The 18,467-nt window shown below is 58.6% G+C and carries 19 protein-coding genes; 11 read left to right on the plus strand and 8 right to left on the minus strand.

Annotated elements, in window-relative coordinates:
• Nucleotides 1–13: 13 nt before the first annotated feature.
• From map to phaC, 3 genes are read right to left on the minus strand one after another with little or no spacing between them, the layout of a single operon-like run.
• Complete coding sequence (map, locus tag ASF29_RS06450) at nt 14–844, minus strand: type I methionyl aminopeptidase (protein WP_062449702.1); 831 nt, start codon at nt 842–844, stop codon at nt 14–16.
• 31 nt (nt 845–875) lie between these two features.
• On the minus strand, nt 876–1,595 hold the full coding sequence (gene sfsA, locus ASF29_RS06455; protein ID WP_062449704.1) for a DNA/RNA nuclease SfsA: 720 nt from the start codon (nt 1,593–1,595) through the stop codon (nt 876–878).
• 26 nt (nt 1,596–1,621) lie between these two features.
• Nucleotides 1,622–3,469, minus strand: a complete 1,848-nt coding sequence (gene phaC / locus ASF29_RS06460; protein ID WP_062449945.1) for a class I poly(R)-hydroxyalkanoic acid synthase — start codon at nt 3,467–3,469, stop codon at nt 1,622–1,624.
• Nucleotides 3,470–3,596: 127 nt separating this feature from the next.
• Between phaC and ASF29_RS06465 the strand changes: the two genes are divergently transcribed.
• Nucleotides 3,597–4,001 carry a hypothetical protein gene (locus ASF29_RS06465; RefSeq protein WP_062449706.1) on the plus strand — a complete coding sequence of 135 codons (405 nt, stop codon included), beginning with the start codon at nt 3,597–3,599 and terminating at the stop codon, nt 3,999–4,001.
• A 96-nt stretch (nt 4,002–4,097) separates the two neighbouring features.
• On the opposite strand, the gene ASF29_RS06470 is transcribed toward ASF29_RS06465, so the two are convergent.
• The 4 genes from ASF29_RS06470 to fnrN all read right to left on the minus strand — a co-directional run bounded on the left by ASF29_RS06470 (nt 4,098) and on the right by fnrN (nt 6,789).
• A complete protein-coding gene (locus ASF29_RS06470; protein WP_062449709.1) occupies nt 4,098–4,844 on the minus strand; it encodes an SDR family oxidoreductase in 747 nt (248 codons plus the stop codon).
• Nucleotides 4,845–4,899: 55 nt separating this feature from the next.
• Complete coding sequence (locus tag ASF29_RS06475) at nt 4,900–5,334, minus strand: MarR family winged helix-turn-helix transcriptional regulator (RefSeq protein ID WP_062449711.1); 435 nt, start codon at nt 5,332–5,334, stop codon at nt 4,900–4,902.
• Nucleotides 5,335–5,481: 147 nt separating this feature from the next.
• The gene (locus tag ASF29_RS06480) at nt 5,482–5,643 is read right to left on the minus strand and encodes a hypothetical protein (protein ID WP_156462551.1); all 162 of its coding nucleotides are present in this window, start codon (nt 5,641–5,643) and stop codon (nt 5,482–5,484) included.
• 420 nt (nt 5,644–6,063) lie between these two features.
• A complete protein-coding gene (gene fnrN / locus ASF29_RS06485) occupies nt 6,064–6,789 on the minus strand; it encodes a transcriptional regulator FnrN (protein WP_062449715.1) in 726 nt (241 codons plus the stop codon).
• A gap of 200 nt (nt 6,790–6,989) precedes the next feature.
• Between fnrN and hemN the strand changes: the two genes are divergently transcribed.
• The 9 genes from hemN to ASF29_RS06530 all read left to right on the plus strand — a co-directional run bounded on the left by hemN (nt 6,990) and on the right by ASF29_RS06530 (nt 16,403).
• Nucleotides 6,990–8,339 carry an oxygen-independent coproporphyrinogen III oxidase gene (gene hemN / locus ASF29_RS06490; protein ID WP_156462552.1) on the plus strand — a complete coding sequence of 450 codons (1,350 nt, stop codon included), beginning with the start codon at nt 6,990–6,992 and terminating at the stop codon, nt 8,337–8,339.
• 103 nt (nt 8,340–8,442) lie between these two features.
• A complete protein-coding gene (locus ASF29_RS06495; RefSeq protein WP_103088466.1) occupies nt 8,443–8,727 on the plus strand; it encodes an acyl carrier protein in 285 nt (94 codons plus the stop codon).
• Nucleotides 8,728–8,927: 200 nt separating this feature from the next.
• Complete coding sequence (locus ASF29_RS06500) at nt 8,928–9,407, plus strand: 3-hydroxyacyl-ACP dehydratase FabZ family protein (protein WP_062449719.1); 480 nt, start codon at nt 8,928–8,930, stop codon at nt 9,405–9,407.
• 303 nt (nt 9,408–9,710) lie between these two features.
• Nucleotides 9,711–10,907 carry a beta-ketoacyl-ACP synthase gene (locus ASF29_RS06505; protein ID WP_062449721.1) on the plus strand — a complete coding sequence of 399 codons (1,197 nt, stop codon included), beginning with the start codon at nt 9,711–9,713 and terminating at the stop codon, nt 10,905–10,907.
• Between the two features lie 12 nt (nt 10,908–10,919).
• Nucleotides 10,920–12,206, plus strand: coding sequence for a beta-ketoacyl-ACP synthase (locus tag ASF29_RS06510; RefSeq protein WP_062449723.1), 1,287 nt, complete (start codon nt 10,920–10,922; stop codon nt 12,204–12,206).
• 53 nt (nt 12,207–12,259) lie between these two features.
• Entirely contained in the window at nt 12,260–13,288 is a 1,029-nt protein-coding gene (locus ASF29_RS06515) for a zinc-binding dehydrogenase (RefSeq protein ID WP_062449724.1), read from the plus strand.
• An 11-nt stretch (nt 13,289–13,299) separates the two neighbouring features.
• Complete coding sequence (locus ASF29_RS06520) at nt 13,300–14,229, plus strand: lipid A biosynthesis lauroyl acyltransferase (protein WP_062449726.1); 930 nt, start codon at nt 13,300–13,302, stop codon at nt 14,227–14,229.
• Nucleotides 14,230–14,474: 245 nt separating this feature from the next.
• Nucleotides 14,475–15,167: a hypothetical protein gene (locus tag ASF29_RS06525; RefSeq protein ID WP_062449728.1), complete on the plus strand. Its 693-nt coding sequence runs from the start codon at nt 14,475–14,477 to the stop codon at nt 15,165–15,167.
• Between the two features lie 519 nt (nt 15,168–15,686).
• On the plus strand, nt 15,687–16,403 hold the full coding sequence (locus ASF29_RS06530) for a PAS domain-containing protein (protein ID WP_162237882.1): 717 nt from the start codon (nt 15,687–15,689) through the stop codon (nt 16,401–16,403).
• 6 nt (nt 16,404–16,409) lie between these two features.
• Here the strand turns inward: ASF29_RS06530 and ASF29_RS06535 are convergent, their stop codons facing one another.
• Nucleotides 16,410–17,213 carry a TSUP family transporter gene (locus tag ASF29_RS06535; protein ID WP_062449732.1) on the minus strand — a complete coding sequence of 268 codons (804 nt, stop codon included), beginning with the start codon at nt 17,211–17,213 and terminating at the stop codon, nt 16,410–16,412.
• Nucleotides 17,214–17,390: 177 nt separating this feature from the next.
• Between ASF29_RS06535 and ASF29_RS06540 the strand changes: the two genes are divergently transcribed.
• Nucleotides 17,391–18,350 carry a nucleoside hydrolase gene (locus ASF29_RS06540; protein ID WP_062449734.1) on the plus strand — a complete coding sequence of 320 codons (960 nt, stop codon included), beginning with the start codon at nt 17,391–17,393 and terminating at the stop codon, nt 18,348–18,350.
• Nucleotides 18,351–18,467 lie beyond the last annotated feature (117 nt).

Genomic DNA, 18,467 nt, shown 5'->3' on the forward strand with positions numbered 1-18,467 from the left:
CGTCTCGCTTGAATTAGATCGGGGGCAGTCCGGGGCGGTGCTGACCGCCGGGTGACAGGGTGAAGATTTCACAGCCCGTGGCGGTCACGCCTACGGCATGTTCGTATTGTGCCGATAAAGACCGGTCACGGGTCACCGCCGTCCAGCCATCCGACAGAACCTTTACATGCGGCTTGCCCAGATTGATCATCGGCTCGATGGTGAAGATCATGCCTTCACGAATTTCCGGTCCGTCCGATTCCTTGCCGTAATGCAGAATGTTCGGCGTGTCGTGGAACAGGCGTCCGACGCCGTGGCCGCAGAAATCCGTGACCACCGAGCAGCGCTGTGCTTCCGCATAGGCCTGGATGGCGGCGCCGATGGCACCGGTGCGGGCACCGGGACGCACGGCGGCGATGCCGCGCATCAGGCATTCATAGGTGACTTCCAGCAGCCGTTCGGAAGCGCGCTTGATCTGCCCGACAGGATACATGCGGCTCGAATCACCATACCAGCCGTCGAGAATATAGGTCACGTCTATATTGACGATGTCGCCTTCGCGAAGCGGCTTGTCGTCTGGAATGCCGTGGCAAACGACGTGGTTGATGGAGGTGCAGACGGATTTGGTGTAGCCGCGATAGTTCAGCGTGGCGGGCAGGGCGTCGTGATCCATGCCGAACTCGAAGACGAAGCGGTCGATCGCGTTGGTCGTTACGCCCGGCTTGACGATATCGGCCAGCTCGTCGAGGCACTGCGCCGTCAACTGGCTTGCCTTGCGCATGCCTGCGAAGTCTTCCGCATTATACAGGCGGATCACGCCGGTATTCTTCATGGGTGCCGTTGCCGCGTCGATATAGGTAACCATTGTATCGCTTTCTTGTGCTTTATGCTTCGTTTCATAATGCAGCAGGGTGCCAGTCGTCTATTGCAACCATGTCGTTTGCGATGATTTCCCGTTCCGAGACACGACATTTGATGGCGTAGGCCTCCACCCCTCGGGCCATGGCGCGCCGAAAAGCGGTGAAATAGATGGGATCGAGATCGGCACAGATGCGCAGGCGCTCGCAATCGTCCCGCTGGATCAGGTAGAGCATGACCGCCCGACGACCGGCCTGTGCCGCGTCGCCAAGCTCTTCGAGATGTTTCGTCCCGCGCTTGGTGGCCGTGTCGGGAAACTCCGCCAGTCCTTTTTGCCGGGTGAAATGCACGTTCTTCACCTCGACATAGGCATCCGGTCGCCCCGGTGCCGACAGCAGGAAGTCGATGCGGGAATTGACGCCGTATTTCTGCTCACGCTTCAGGACGGTATAACCCGCCAGCTGCGGCACTTTCCCGCCCTCGATGGCTTCCTGTGCAAGCCTGTTGGGCATGCCGGTGTTGATTCCCACCACTGTTCCATCAGCTTCGACCAGTTCCAGCATATGGCGATATTTGCGGGTGGGGCTGTCATGCTGCGAAAGCCAGATGCGGGAACCCGGCGTCGTCAATCCGCGCATGGAGCCGGTATTGGGGCAGGAGCCTGTGATCTCGGTACCGTCTTCGAGCACAGCATCGAAGAGAAAACGCTTGTAGCGGGCAACGAGCGTGGCGGGAATGAGCGGAGAATCAAAAACCATGGCGCAGTGTCGGGTTCGCCGGACGTTTATTCAAGCACATAGGTTCCCGGCGCGTCGCACAGCGGTACCATCGCAGCCCCGCCGGGCAGGCGGGCAGGGACCTTGCGCTTGTCCTGGCTTTCGATCCACTTTTGCCAGTGCGGCCACCATGAACCCTTGTGCACGCTTGCAGCCTGCTGCCACGCGTCGAAGTCACCATCGGGTGACGCGCCGGTCCAGTATTGATACTTGTCCATGTCGGGCGGGTTGACGACACCGGCAATATGGCCGGATGCGCTCAGAACGAATTCCACTGGCCCACCAAAGCAGCCGGACCCGGTAAAGACTGATTTCGCCGGGGCGATATGGTCCTCGCGGGTGGCAAGGTCGAAGACCGGGATGGTCACGTCTTTCAGGTCCAGAACCTTGCCCAGCACCTGCATGCGGCCTTCGGCCAGATTGTTCTCCATATAGCAGTTTCGTAGATAGTAGGAATGATTGGCGGCAGCGACGCGGGTGGAATCGGAATTCCAGTAAAGAAGGTCAAAGGGCGGCGGTTGCGCGCCGCGCAGGTAATTGTCCACCACATAGGGCCAGATCAGGTCGGAGGCGCGCAGCATGTTGAAGACGCTGGCCATGATTGCGCCATCCAGATAGCCGACCGCCTTCATGTGAGCGTCCAGCGCGGCAAGTTGCTGCTCGTCGATGAAGACCTTCAGGTCGCCCGCATGGGTGAAATCGGTCTGTGCGGCGAGAAGCGTTGCGGAGCGAATGCGCTTGTTCTTTTCCTGTGCGTGCAGCGCCAGCGTCGAAGCCAGCAGCGTGCCACCGATGCAGTAACCCACCGCATTGATCTGTTCTTCGCCAGTTGCCTTCTCGATGGAATCAAGCGCGAAATCGATGCCTTCGCTTGTGTATTCGTCCCATCCCTTGTCCGCGTGGCGGGCATCCGGGTTGACCCATGAGATCATGAAGACGCTATGGCCCTGGTCCACGCACCATTTGACGTAGGACCTGCGGGCGTTGAGATCCAGAATGTAGAACTTGTTGATCCATGGCGGGATGATCAGCAGCGGTCGCTTCAGTACCTTATCGGTAGAAGGCGCATACTGGATGATTTCACACAGATCGGAGCGGGCGATCACCTTGCCCGGTGTGACGGCAATATTCTGCCCGATGACGAATTTGCTGTAGTCGGTCTGGCGCAGCTTGATTTTGCCATTGCCCGCCGCCATGTCTTCGGCCAGCTGTGCCATGCCCTTGACGAGATTGGCTCCGCTGGTGGCCACCGTTTCGCGAAAGACCTGCGGGTTGGTAAAAGCGAAGTTTGCCGGAGAAATCGCCTCCGTCACCTGCCGCATATAGAATCGCGCCTTCTGACGTGTGTGCTCGTCCAGCCCGTCCGCTTCGTTGACCATCCTGTCGGCCCAGCTGGCGGTAGCGAAATAAACCTTTTGCAGAAAGTCAAAGAACGGGTTGGCCTGCCAGTCGGCGTCGGTGAAGCGCTTGTTCCTGCGCTCGCCGTCTGCCTGCGCCTGCGCCCCCACGGGCGCGCCCGATAGCTGCGATAGCGATGCCTGCCAGATATCGAAATAGCTGGAAAGCAGATGAGTCTGCGCCTCCACGGAACGCTGTGGCTCCGCCATCCAGTATTCCGCCACATCGGAAAGTGTTTTGAACAGGTCGCTGGCGGGGCTTGCAGCAGATTGCGGGATCTCGCCGCGTTCGCGCGGGGCCAGCCATTCGGAGGCTGCCTTGCCCAGATTTTCCAGCGCTCGCGCCACGTTCATGGCAAAGGCCTGGGGATCACGCAGGATGTAGGCGTCTGCGGATTTGGGATCGAAGCCTTCAGGCTTTTCCTCCTTGTCGTCAAAGCCGCCCTGCGTACCCTTCATACATTCTTCTCCACCGCATTTTTGTGTTTGCACATTCTGCATGAAAACGAATACAAGTTCCAGCAACACAGACGCCAGAGAAATGGCGTCCGGCATTTGAATAATTCGTTACAGGCGGGATTTCGAAATGGTGGGCAAGCATATGGATGGCGTAAGGGTAGCAACGGTGCTGTCCGTATGCGGTGTTCTTCTGCCGCTTCTGGCCGCCTGCAAGACGCTGCCGCCGGTTGTCGCGCCGGAAAGCATGCCGCGTCCCCAGGCGCAGATCGTCGGCCCGCAAAAGGTGGATGCATCGCCCGTGGCGCAAAAGCGCGATACCGGCACCTATCCTACATTCGCCAAGCCGATGACCGCGGCGCTGCCGCAGATGGAAAATGAAGAAGCGGGTTCCATGGAAACCACCATGACCCGTCTCGGCGCCGCCCGCCGCAAGGGCCAGATTTCCGAAGCGCAATACAAGCGTCAGGTCGCCGAACTTCGTGCGTTGCAGGAACAGCAGAAGCCTGTGGCGACACCCGCCGCCTCGCAGTAAAGCGAACCTGAAGGGGCAAGACGAACGCTTGCCCCCGACCAGACCTTGGCACAAACGGCACGCAGGCCCGTTCCGTCCGTCAACGTTGCGAGCTTCTCACCAGTTCTTCTGAAGCAGTTCGCCCGCTGCAGAGCAGGCGTAAAAACCTGCCGTGGGGCCGAAGGCGTGCGTCATCGCCAGTGCGACCGCCGGGCGGGCACCGTCTTCCGGTGCGTGACCGGGTCCGTTCCCGGTCATATCCGTGGACGTCAGACCCGGGTCCACCGCATTCACCTTGATGCCTTCGCGATCCAGTTCCTTGGCCAGCTTGACCGTCACCATGTTCAGTGCTGCCTTCGATGCGCAATATCCGCCAAAACCGACCGTCCATGTCTCGCTTCGCATGTCCAGCGCGTCCGTGAGTGAACTCAGGCCGCTGCTCATCATCACGATACGGGCAGCCTTTGATCTGCGCAGCAGTGGCAGGAAGGCCTGCGTCACGCGCAGGACACCGAACACATTGGTCTCGAACATCTGCCGGATTTCGTCCATTGATTCGTCGGCGAGGGAAGGAGGCTGTCCAAACATGAGGCCTGCATTGTTGACCAGCACATCAAGACCGCCCGTCTCACCGTCGATGGTTCGGGCCGCTGCCGCCACGCTTGTGTCACTGGTAACGTCGAGCAAGACAGCACGGGCGTCGATTCCCTCGCTCCGCAACTGGACGGCGGCTGCTTCGCCGCGCGAAAGGTCGCGGCAGCCGAGCCACACCCGATAGCCATTCGTCCCCAGCTGACGGGCGATGGCCAGCCCAATTCCCTTGTTTGCACCTGTAACAAGCGCGGATAGTGGTGTGTGAGTCATAGTGCTTTCCCTGATAGTTTTGGCTATCAGAATAATAATACGAATTTCGTACTATTCAATGTTCGTAGTTTGCTATTTTTTGCGTCAGACGCAGGAATTCCGACCTGTCGGCGGGATCGAGCGCTTCCAGCATCGCACGGCACGACGCCCGATATCCGTCGACATAGCCCGCAACCGCATCCTGCCCTTTGGGGGTGATCGTCAGCGCCACGGAGCGTCGATTTGCTTCCAGTCGCTGGCGGTCGATCATGTCGCGGCGCACCAGCCGCTCGGCTGAAGACGACATCGTCGTCAGCGGCACCTGGAGATGCCGCGCCACGTCGCCCAGACTACAATCGGCATGCTCATTGATGAAAAGAAGAGCCTGGATATCAAGCGCATTGAGCGTTTGCTGCAGAGCGGCGGACGCTTCGGCCACCTTGAAACGGCGCGTGAAACGCTCGAAGGCAATGGCGAGTTCTTCAGTTTGTTCTGTCGTCGGTTCTGTCATGTTTGGAATTAAGCATTTCCGATCCTCGAATGTAAGACGCACGACAAAGCATATCTCCCCAGCAGCGCGTTCTCGTGCCCACCGAAGAAGCAGGACATTCATTTGCAATGACAGACGTCAATTCCTCAGCTTGTTGCCGCACCGTCGCTAGGAAACATGCAAGAGCTTTTGCCCTGCATAGGTGCCGATGAAGGCGCCCGCAGCGCCGGCAAGGGCGGAAAGCCACAACGGCATATCGAAACTGTCAGCGATCCAGACGGATGCACCCGCCAATACGCCACCAATCAGACTGGTCAGAAATGTTTTCATCACATCCTCCACGGTCTCTGCAGTCTCCATTTTTCGGGAGAGGCTTCAGCGCAAGGATAGCCCGAATCGGACAAATTCAAAACTGCGCGATAGTTGGCTGCATGCGCAGTCGACCGCTGGCCGTTCGTCTCCTGCGAATGGGAAACGGCTGGCGTTAACAAGGCGTTACCCGCATCTTGCGCGTTTTACGCTTTCCGACAACCCCCGGCTTACCGCGCTTCTTAAACGAATAGAGGCACTTATGCTCTATATATGGAAGCAGGGAGGCCACTGGTTGGCACACGCTGGGGAGCGTAAAAGATGAAGTGCTTTTTTGTTATGCTGTTGATGGCCGGGGCCATTTTCACACCCGCTGAAGCGAAGGCGCCGCATATGTACGGCGCCGCCTTGGGGCATCTGCATCGCAACATGTAAGACGGGTCAGTCGTTGCCCGCTGCCATGTTCAGCCCATCCATGTCGGGCACCGTGATGTGGCGGTTGTTTTCGATGCGGATCACGCCATCCTTGCGCAGTTTCGTCATCTGGCGGCTGACGGTTTCGATGGTCAGGCCCAGGAAATCCGCGATATCGGCGCGCGACAGGGGCAGGTCGAAGCAGGACCGGTCCTCGTTTTCAGGGTCGATATGGGTGGCGATGAGGTAGAGGAAACTGGCTACCTTCTCCTGCGCCGATTTGCGACCCAGTGTCAGCATCCAGTCGCGTGCTTCGTCGAGTTCCTTCAGCGACTGGCTGTGAAGCCTGCGCTCCATGCCGGGTACATCTCCCACCATGCGGTCTACCACGCGGCGCGGAAAGCTGCATATGTCCACATCGGTCGCAGCTTCCGCCGTCATGCTGCTTTCCACTATGAAGGGGCGACCGAGAAAATCGGGCGCAAATTGCAGCCCCACGATCTGCTGGCGGCCATCCGACATCATCTTGGACAGCTTGACCACGCCTTTAAGAATATTGGCGTAATAGGCGACCTCTTCGCCCTGGCCCAGCATTTCATGGCCAAGGTCCAGTTTCCTGCGGCTTGAGTGACGGCTGAGTTCGACAAGCTGGTCCGGCGTCAGCACACCGCACAGTCCTCCGTGCCGCGCTTCGCAGGAGCGACAGACAACCGGGATCTCCGAGTTGTGGATGTTTCGCTGTAAGGTGTCCATGCCGTATGTCCGATCGTAACGGCCAGCGCAAAGCCCGCCATCGATCGATGTGCCCTTGACCCGCCCCGGCAAGCCGCAATCCCCCACGGCTTTTGATGCTGTGAGTTTATGCTCTGACTTGATCGAAGTCAAAGTTGCAAACTGTCGCAGGCTGTATCCCATAGTCGCAGAATTGATACATGCTAAGAGGGGACAGTGTCGTGATCGAGCATCTGATTCAGAAATACGCCGCTGCCGTGCCGCGTTACACCAGCTACCCGACCGCGCCGCATTTTCACGAGGGAATCGATTCGGGCGTCTACGTCTCCTGGCTGGACAGGCTGGGCGCGGACAACGACCTGTCGCTTTACCTGCACATTCCCTATTGCGACCGGCTTTGCTGGTTCTGCGCCTGCCACACCAAGCATACGCTGAAATACGAGCCTATCGCGACCTATCTGAAATCCCTGCACCGGGAGATCGAAAAGGTCGGCCGCCACGTTTCGCGGGCTGCGACGGTCAAGGCCGTGCATTTCGGCGGCGGGTCGCCGACCATGCTCAGGCCGGATGATATGGTGGCGCTGATGGACTGTCTGCGCTCGGCATTCTCGTTTTCGCCGGATGTCGAGATCAGTGTCGAGATGGACCCGAACGATCTGGACGCGGGGCGCTACGATGCGCTCGCGGCCATCGGCATGACGCGGGCGAGCCTCGGCGTGCAGGATTTCGATCCCAAGGTCCAACGCACCATCAACCGCATCCAGACCTTCGAGCAGACGAAATCGGTGGTGGAGGCTGTCAGGGCGAGGGGTGTCCATTCGGTCAATTGCGATGTCCTCTACGGGCTTCCCTACCAGACGTTGACGACACTGGCCGAGACCGTCAGGCAGGTCATTTCGCTCGACCCGGATCGCATCGCGCTGTTTGGCTATGCCCATGTGCCATGGATGAAAAAACACCAGACGATGATCCCGGAACGCGCTCTTCCGAACGTCATGTTGCGCTATCAGCAGATGGTGACGGCGGCGCAGATGCTGGTTGCTGCCGGTTATGTCGCCATCGGCATAGACCATTTCGCCAAGCCGGGCGACAGCCTGTCGATGGCGATGAGAGAAGGCGCGCTGAAACGCAATTTTCAGGGCTATACGGATGACAGCGCCGATGCGCTGATTGGTCTCGGCGCGTCCGCTATCGGCAGATTGCCGCAGGGCTATGTGCAGAACATGCCTGCAACCGGCGAGTATGAGCGGATGGCTGATGGCGACGATCTCTGCGTCGTGCGCGGTATCGAACTATCACAGGAAGACCGCGTCCGCGCCTTCGTCATCGAACGCATCATGTGCGATTTTTCGCTCGACCTTGCTGGTCTCGCGACCCTCTACGGCGCGGCGGCATCCGATGCTATCGATGAGGTGCTGCAATTTGCAAGGGTCGAGCAGGATGGCCTTGTGGCGATGGATGGCGATGTGTTTTGCCTGACGGAAACCGGAAAACCCTTCGCCAGAAGCATTGCCGCCGCCTTTGATACCTATCTTTCCAGCGGGCGCGGACGTCATTCGGTTGCTGTTTGAGCAACACTTTGCCCTGAAAATTCAATGATGCTGTACGAACCCATTGGCTTTTTTGCGCAAGTTCCCTATGTGGTGCGTCATACATTTGGACATACGAAGGATTATGGGCGTGACAGCTACATTCGACAAGGTTGCAGACATTATCGCTGATACAAGCGAAATCGACCGCGAGACCATTACGCCGGAAAGCCACACGATCGACGATCTGGGCATCGACAGCCTCGACTTCCTGGATATCGTTTTCGCGATCGACAAGGAATTCGGCATCAAGATCCCGCTCGAGCAGTGGACGCAGGAAGTCAACGAAGGCAAGGTTTCCACCGAGGAATACTTCGTTCTCAAGAACCTCTGCGCCAAGATCGACGAGCTGAAGGCCGCCAAGGGCTGATGATTTGAGGAGGCTGCTTCGGCGCCTCCGTACGTCCCTCATTCCTGTGCTTGTCACAGGAATCCAGCCAGCCCAAGTCCTTGGGCTGAAAAGACTCCCTCCGCCGCGCAGACGCGCGACGACTGGATTCCTGTGACAAGCACAGGAATGAGGGAGGTATACGGTTGGTGCTGTGCATCCACCCAATCCATGGACGGAACATGCTTCTAGAATATTTCCAGATGGTGGACCGCATCGAGTCCATCGACCGCTCTGCCCGCATTCTCAAAGCGCGCTCCGTCGTGCCTGCCCAGAGCCCTGTCTTCGAAGGCCATTTTCCCGGCATGCCGCTGGTTCCCGGCGTTCTGCTGATCGAAACGATGGCCCAGACATCCGGCATGCTGGTTCTCGCCATGACCGATTTCGCCGCCATGCCGTTTCTGATGACAGTCGATGGTGCGAAAATGCGGACCTTCGTCGAGCCGAATGCTGTTCTCGATATCGAGGCCTATCTGGAGCATGACGGTTCAGGCTTTGCGGTGACGAAGGCGAAGATCACGTCTGAGGGCAAAAAGGTGTGCGATGCGCAGTTGAAGCTGCGGACCATGCCGTTCAGCGAAATTCCGCTTGGACCCATCGTGAAGAAGCGCGCCGAGGAAATCGGACTTATGGCTGCAATTGCGGCTGATACGTCGGTTTAACGCACCCCCTCATTCCTGTGCTTGTCACAGGAATCCAGTCAGCCCAAGTCCTTGGGCTGAAAAGACTTGTCCCGTCGCGCAGACGCGCGACGACTGGATTCCTGTGACAAGCACAGGAATGAGGGCGGGACCTGCGACATTGACCCCAATAAACGATGAAAATCCATGCATTGCGACGCGTCTTTGGGCCTTCGCCATTGCAAAGCTGCATCTCGCCCTTTATTTCGCATGGCATGTGCGGTCTCCAAGACCGCTTTCAAAAGCTGGCCTGCTTCTTCACGGGCGAGCGACGAAGGATGACAGATAATGAAGTCTGACAATGATGTGGTGATTACCGGGGTCGGTATCGTGACCTGTCATGGTGTCGGTATCGATGCCCATATTGCGCTGCTGTCGGCAGGCGCAGCACCCGAGGCAATCGTCGAGACCGAGAAATTCGCTCCCTATCCGATCCATCCGCTGCCGGAGATCGACTGGTCGAGCCAGATCGGCCGCAAGGATCAGCGCCAGATGGAAAACTGGCAGCGTCTTGGCGTGTTCGCCGCCGGTCTGGCGCTGGATGATGCTGGCCTGAAGACGGATGCAGAGGCCTGCGGCACCATGGACATGATCGTCGCTGCCGGTGGTGGCGAGCGCGACATCAATGTCGATACGCTGATCGTGGACGAAGGCCTGAAACGCAACGACCGCGAAGTCATGCTCAATGAAAAGCTGACGACTGAATTGCGCCCGACGCTGTTTCTGGCCCAGCTGTCCAACCTCATGGCGGGCAACATCTCCATCGTCCACAAGGTCACCGGCTCCTCGCGCACCTTCATGGGTGAAGAGGCTGCGGGCATATCCGCCGTCGAAACCGCGTTCTACCGCATCCGCTCCGGCGAATCGAGCCACGCCCTTGTCGGCGGTGCCTTCGCTGCCGAACGTCCAGACATGACGCTGCTTTTCGAAGCCATCGGCGCGCATGCGCAGGGTGAGTGGCAGCCGCTGTGGTCGCGTGCGGACCGTGAGGGCGGTGGCATGATCACCGGGTCCGTCGGTGCCTTCCTCGTTCTGGAATCCCGCAAGCGGGCGGAAGCACGCGGCGCGAAGATTTATGCCCGCATCGATGCCATCGAGGGTGATCGCGGTGCGCGTGAAGACGGCAAATTCGAAACCCGGCTGGAGCGTCTTCTGGCCCCTGCAAAGGATGATGCCGCAACGGTCGTCTTCTCCGGCGCCAGCGGCTATGATGCCGTGACGGCTCGTGAGAAGGACGCGCTGGCGAAGGCGCTGCCTGCATCCGCTCTACGCGGCTTTGGCGGTGTCACCGGTCATGGACTTGAAGCGCAGTTCCCGCTGGGTTTGGCACTTGCAGCCCTTGCGCTGCAAAGCGGCGCGAAGGTTCCAGCCTTCGATGCGTCCGCCGAAAAGCCGATGACATCAGCCGCCACGCAGGCCGTCGTTACCACCGTTGGCCATGTTCGCGGCGAAGGCGTTGCCGTGCTTTCCAAAGATTCTTGAGGAGTAGACACCATGGCGTCCAGCAATTTCAGGGATCACCTCGGTCGCCCCATCGTCGCCGTTACCGGCATGGGCATCATCACCTCGCTCGGTCAGGGGCTTGAGGACAATTGGGCGGCATTGACGTCCGGCAAGTCGGGCATCCACAAGATCACCCGTTTTCCGACCGACAACCTGTCGACCCGCATTTGCGGCACGGTGGATTTCATCGAGATCCCCAAGCCAAACTCGGTCGAGCGCTCCTTTGCCTTTGCCCGCGAAACCACCATCGAGGCCTTGGCGCAGGCCGGTCTTTCCGGTGATTTCAACGGTCCGCTGTTTCTGGCAGCACCGCCCATCGAGCCGGAATGGAGTGCCCGTTTCGAACTCGGCGATCGTTCGCCGCCCGCTGCAAAGCCCGGCGATGCCTATGACCGCTTCATGGCCGCACTGCGTGAGCGTCCCGATCCCGAGTTTCAGGAAGCGGCTCTGTTCGGCGCGATTTCCGAGCGTCTGGCCGACCGTTTCGGCACCCGAGGACTGCCCGTGACGCTCTCCACGGCCTGTGCATCGGGCGCGACTGCCATTCAGCTTGGTGTCGAAGCCATCCGTCAGGGACGCACGGATCGAGCACTGACGGTTGCGACCGATGGTTCGGTCAGCGCCGAAGCGCTCATCCGCTTCTCGCTGCTGTCTGCACTTTCAACGCAGAACGATCCGCCGGAAAAGGCATCGAAGCCCTTCAGCAAGGACCGCGATGGCTTCGTCATCGCCGAAGGTGCTGCAACGCTGGTGCTGGAATCGCTGGAAGCAGCCGTCGCCCGTGGCGCGAAAATCCTCGGCATCATCAAGGGTGCCGGTGAAAAGGCCGATAGTTTCCACCGCACCCGCTCGTCACCGGATGGTGGCCCGGCGATTGCGACCATCCGCGCGGCGCTTGCCGATGCAGGCGTGGCCGAAGGCGATATCAATTACATCAACGCCCACGGCACCTCAACGCCAGAAAACGACAAGATGGAATATGGCTCCATGCTCGCCGTCTTCGGTGAGGGGCTTAAATCCATTCCCGTCTCGTCCAACAAGTCGATGATCGGCCACACGCTGACGGCGGCCGGTGCGGTTGAAGCGGTGTTTTCGCTGCAAACCATGCTGACTGGAACGGTTCCGCCGACCATCAACTACACCAATCCAGACCCGACGATTGCGCTCGACGTGGTGCCGAATGTGAAGCGCGATGCGGAGGTTACCGCCGTGCTGTCCAACTCCTTCGGCTTCGGCGGCCAGAACGCAAGCCTTGTCATGACGCGGGAACCGGCTTAAGCGGTTCCCCAACTCGAAAACAATAAGAACGCCTCCGGGCGAAGGACTTCATTATGCGCGCCTTGCAACTCGTTGATGATCGTAAGCTTGAAAGAGTGGACCTGCCCGAGCCGGAAGCACCGGCACCGGGCGAAGTCACGCTTCGGGTCAAGGCCGTGGCGCTGAACCACATCGATGTCTGGGGCTGGCGCGGTATGGCATTCGCCAAGCGCAAGATGCCGCTCACCATCGGTGCGGAAGCATCCGGCGTGGTTGAAGCCATCGGCCCCGGCGTGTCCAATGTCCTGCCGGGCCAGCTCGTCTCGATCTATGGCGCGCGCACCTGCGGTCGCTGCCACCACTGCGTGGCCGGTCGCGATAATCTGTGCGAAAATGTCGGTGGCGTCCACGGCTTCCATCTGGATGGCTTTGCGCAGGAAAAGATCAACATTCCCGCCCGTCAGCTGGTGCTCGCACCGCCCGGCGTCGATGCCGTTGCAGCGGCCCTTGCACCTGTGACGTTTGGAACCGTCGAACACATGCTCTTCGATAATGCCAAGCTCCAGCCGGGCGAAACCATCCTCATTCACGCTGGCGGCTCTGGCATTGGCTCCGCTGCCATTCAGCTCGCCAAGAAAATGGGCTGCACCGTCATCACGACAGTCGGTTCTGATGACAAGATCGAGCGCGCCAAGGCGCTGGGTGCCGATCACGTCATCAATTACCGTGTGGACCGCTTCGAAGGCGTCGTGCGCAAGCTGACCAAGAAGAAGGGCGTCGATGTCGTCTTCGAACATGTCGGTAAGGACACCTGGGCAGGCTCCATGTTCTGCCTCAAGCGCGGTGGCCGTCTCGTTACCTGCGGTTCCACGTCGGGCGTGTCCTCGGAAATCAACCTGATGATGCTGTTCCAGCAGCAGTTGAAGCTGCTCGGCTCCTTCGGTTGCCGCATGGAAAACATGGCCGATGCCATGCAGAAAATGGCGCGTGGTCTCGTTCACCCTGTTATCGATACCAAAGTCACCTTCGACACCATCGAAACGGCGCTGGAGCGTATGGAGACCCGTCAGGTCTTCGGCAAAATCGTTCTGCGGATGGACTGACGCCATTGAAAATGTTCATCACGCGCGTCGTTCTGGCGCTCGAAAACTTCCGCCAGTGGCTGAACGCAACGATTGCGTTCAGCGTTCTGAACCTGCTGAAGCTTCTGCCGGCTGACCCGGCCATCAATTTCGCAGACAGGCTCGCCCGCAAGATCGGGCCGAAGACGCCGCGCCATAAGCTGATGCTGTTCAATCTGGCCCGCGCCTACCCTGAGAAATCGGAAGAGGAGCGGCTGGAGATTGCGCTGGATAGCTGGGGCAATATGGGCCGCCTCGCTGCCGAATACGTCTTTCTGGACCGCCTGTTCGATTTTGATCCGGCCAATACCAAGCCGGGCAGGGTGGAAGTCATCGGCACGGAGACGTTTCTGGAACTGCGCGACAATCCGCGCCCCTTCATCGTCTTCACTGCCCATTCCGGCAATTTCGAACTGCTGCCCGTCGCAGGCTCTGCTTTCGGCCTCGATGTGACCGTGCTGTTTCGTCCGCCGAACAATCCCTATGTGGCAAAGCGCATCTTCGATTTCCGCAAGGAGCGTATGGGCAACCTCGTTCCGTCGCATGCGGGCTCGTCCTTTGCGCTGGCACGTCAGTTGGAAAAGGGCGGCGGCATCGGCGTTCTGGTGGATCAGAAATTCCGCAAGGGCCTGCCCACCAAATTCTTCGGCAATGACGTCCTGACCAACCCGCTGCTGGCAAAGCTGGTGCGCCAGTTCGGTTGCGATGTGTTTCCGGCGCGCTGCATTCGTTTGCCGGACAATCGTTATCGTCTGGAAATAGAGCCGAAGGTCGAGATACCCTTGAATGAGAAGGGTGCCGTTGATGTTCAGAAGACCGCGCAGCTTCTCAACGACAAGGTTGAAAGCTGGGTGCGCGAATATCCTGGCCAATGGCTGTGGTATCACGACCGCTGGCACATCAAGGATAGAATCGAAGAGTAGAAAAGTCGCATATGCGGGAGTGAAGCCAGATAACATCCCAAGATTGTGAATGTATATTGTTCTTCACAATTTCTGGGATTTGTTAAAGCTGGTCCGCGTGTGTTAATTTATGTTTGTGTGTAATGGCGATGCTGTTTCTCGTTACGTCATTTTTTACGGTGATACCTTATAACGAGTCTCATGCCGCTGGGCCGGAGTGAAGTTGAACGTGCGAATGGCGCACTGTCATCCGGGGGGGATTCGGGTTGAAAGCTTTGATTGACTTGTTCTGGCAACGATATTCGGAGCTGAAAGGTGCCGTTGATCGCAACGACGCCCAGAAAATCACTGTTCTGGATCGCGAGCTGGATCCGTTGCTGGAAAGTATCACCAGCTGGAAGACCAAAAGCTCGGCAGAGGTGCTGGAGCAATTCCGTTTCGCCATCGATCTTTTGAACGAGGAAGCGGAAGATACCGGTTGCGTCCAGCGCAATTCCGAACTGTTGCGCAAGCTGGTGGATCGCTACATCGGCGCGGGCCTGCCCTATGATGGCATTGCCCCTGATGGCGAATCCGCCTCTTGGAGCCCTTATGTCATTCTCGATGAGGATCGGCTGGATGATCTGGACGAGCGTGTCTTCGTCGTATCGCCCGGTTACCGCATCAATTACACCAATGCCATCAACGCGCAGTGTTACGAGGCCAAGACGAACGATCTCGTCGGTCGCCACATCGCGGAGTTCATCGGCATTCACCATTTTCAGCAGGCGCTGCGTGAGAAGCTGGATGCCTGCTTCAAGGGGCAACCTGCGAAATACACCTATGCCGAAGATATAGACGGGCGCACCGTCGTTCGCTCCTACGAGATGTCGCCCTGCTATTCTCCGTCCTACAAGCTCGTCGGCGCCATAATCATCGTCAAGGAACTGGCCGACCGCAGAAACCGCGCTGTCGCCTGAGCATTGAACGCATGTCTTTTGACATGGCTGAATCGTGTCTGCCGGTTGCATATGCCCGCAGCAGGGTCTGTCCTCGGCGGCTGTCGTTCACGCGTGCGTGCTTTAATGTGAACGGGCTGTAGTAAAAATCCGCGCAGGCGCAGTATGAATCCGGTTTTTCCGTTATTCCCAAGAAATAGCGGTCGCTGAGGCGGTACATGCAACTTATGGGTTGTCTCGCTATAATAAATATTAATGAGCAATCATTGATAGATATGTGAAAACTAGTGTATTGACGATTCAGGTCCAGATAGTGATCATGTCGTCAATACAACCTGTGTTGAAAATATTGCTGGCCTTTTCATGAACTTGCATGTGAAGAACTGGTATTGCAATGATGGTCCGTTCCAGTGATCCGTTGTATTTCGTGTTCCTGGGCATCGGCTTTTTAAAAGGAAGGACGTTCTCTGCGTCGCGTCTGCCAGTATGTTGCAGATCGCGTCGAATGCGGGGAACATGTGTGAAAATATGGAGACTCCATTGCAGGGACTCTTCGACGCTTTCTCGCTGAAATGCTCCCAGCTTAAGCAGGCTGTTGCAAGCGGCCATGATGATCTCGTGCGCGTGCTGGACCGCGAGCTGGAGCCGATGATCGCCGAAATTCTGGCCTACCGGGCCGAGACCCGCGAGAACGCGCATATGCAGCTGCAGTTTCTCAACGGTCTCATTCGTGACGAGGCAGAGGACAAGTCGAGCGTCGTGCGTCGCAGCGCTGCCATGTCTATGCTGATCGACCGTTATTTCCGCGCCAACAGCGATGGTGGTGATGGCTTCCGCCAGCCACCCTCCCGCATGCCGGCAAAAAGCGCAGTGTTCGATGCGCCTGATCAGCCGCTCTTCAACGAGGCGGTGCTGGATTGCCTGCCGGATCGCGTCGGCGTCATTACCAAGGACTACCGCTATCTTTTCGCCAATCAGGCAAATGCCGAGTTTCTCGGGCGGTCTCCGCTGGCTCTGGTGGGGTGCCACGTGTCGGAGTTCATTGGCGACGACAGCTTCCACGCTCTGGCAAAGCCTGCCTTCGACAAATGTTTCGATGGCATGGCGGTGGATTACATGCACCGCGGGCGGCTTGGCTGGGCGGAATTCAAGGCTCGATGCCGCATGACTCCGCTGCGCGCTGCCAACAAGGAAATCATCGGCGCGGTCGTCGTTCTCCAGAATGCCAGCCAGTCGATGGCGCTGGAAAAGAGCTGAGGCGCTTCAGCCGCCAAACAGGCTGCCTGCAAACCCGGCAACGGAGGCGAGGGTGCCGGAATCCAGCAGCAGCTTCGTTGCCATCGCCAGGCAGGAAATGACGAGAAGCGGACGAATGATCTTTGCGCCATTGCTCATGGCAAGGCGAGAGCCGATCTGCGCACCCAAGAACTGTCCCAGCCCCATCAGCAGGCCGAGCTTCCAGAGGATCGCGCCGCTCAGCGTGAAGACCAGGAAGCTGCCGAAGTTGGAGCCGAAGTTGAGAAGCTTGGTGTGCGCCGTTGCTTTCAGCATGCCGAAACCGGCAAGGCCGACGAAGGCCAGCATGTAGAACGACCCGGCGCCCGGTCCGAAAATACCGTCATAGAAGCCCACGAGCGGTACCACTGTCAGTCCGAAGACGAAGGGCGTGATACGCTGATGGCTGTCGAGATCGCTCAGGTTCGGCTTGAACGCGAAGTAGAGCGCAATCGCGATCAGCAGAAATGGCATGATCGAGCGCAGCGTATCCGGTGGCACGAAAGACGCGGTCAACGCTCCGAAAATGCCACCAATAAAGGCCATCAGCGCCATTGGAAACTGCTTTTTCAGGTCCACATGGCCGCGCCGTGCATAGGCGATGGTCGCGGAAGCGGAGCCGAACTGCGCCTGCAGCTTGTTGGTTCCCAGTGCTTCCAGCGGTGGAATGCCGAGGATGAGCATGGCGGGAATGGCGATCAGCCCGCCACCGCCTGCTATGGAATCGACAAAGCCCGCAAAGACGGCGACGAAAAACAGGATGAGAAAGACTTGAAGAGCGACGTCGTGCACGGGAGGCATTCCGGGAGGGTGATGATGATGGCTGCTTCTGGCACCGAAACAGGGCCCTTGCAACGTTTTTCCTATGCTGCATGCAGGCCATTGCGTCGATTTCCCGTCCGTCTATGGTGCGCTCGCTGCGTCGCCGCATTTCGGCGATTCTGCCGCTGATAAAATCGAGGATATGGCATGCATAAGGTAATTTTCGACACGGACCCCGGCATTGATGATGCGATGGCGCTGCTTTACCTGCAACGTCATCCCGATATCGATCTGATCGGGGTCACGACCACTTTCGGCAACGCGCCGATCGACATTACCACCCGCAATGCTCTGTTCCTCAAGCAGCAATGGGGCTTGAGCGCACCCGTCGCCAAGGGCTCGGGCGTCACTTTCGATCCCTCGCGTCCGGAAGGCCACTGGCCAACCTTCATCCATGGCGAGGATGGTCTCGGAAACATTGGTGTTCCAGAGACGATAGACCTGCCGCTCGATCCGCGCCCGGCGCACAATTTCATCATCGATACCGTCAAGGCGAACCCCGGCGAGGTGACGTTGATCGCCGTCGGCCGGATGACCAACCTTGCTCTGGCGCTTCGCGAAGACCCGGATTTTGCCGCCTTGGTCAAGGATGTCATCATCATGGGCGGTGCGTTCGACATCAACGGCAATGTCAGCCCGGCGGCAGAAGCCAATATTCATGGCGACCCGGAAGCTGCCGATGTGGTGTTCACGGCTCCCTGGCGCGTGACGGTCGTCGGCCTCGATGTCACGACGCGCACGGTCATGACCTCGAAATTCATGGACGAGATGGCGAAAGAGGGCGGTGCAGCGGTTCAGCTTCTGTCGGACCTGTCGCAGTTCTATATCGAGTTCTACAACACGCGCACCGGCGATGGCATGGTGGTGCACGACAGCTGTGCCTGCGTCTACCTCACCAATCCGGAATTGTTCGAGACGCGCAGTGGTGCGGTTCGTGTCGTCTGCGGCGGTATTGCCGATGGTCAGACGATCCAGAAGCCAGATGGAATCGGCTTTCCGCCCGGCAAGTGGGACGGCCATCCCAGCCAGTTGGTCTGCACCGATATCCAGCCCGAGCGTGTGCTTTCTGTCATTCGCGCCGCAATTGTGAACGGCCAGCGCGGCTGATTTCCAGCACGCGCCGCCAAAGGCTGGCAATCGCCTTGCATTTTTAAAAAAACTCGCGTTATGCAAGGCGCGTGCTGGTCGCAGCTGCTTCGTGCGCTGTGGAAAAGCCATTCGTGT

Source organism: Rhizobium sp. Leaf262 (assembly GCF_001422245.1).
Lineage (GTDB): Bacteria > Pseudomonadota > Alphaproteobacteria > Rhizobiales > Rhizobiaceae > Agrobacterium.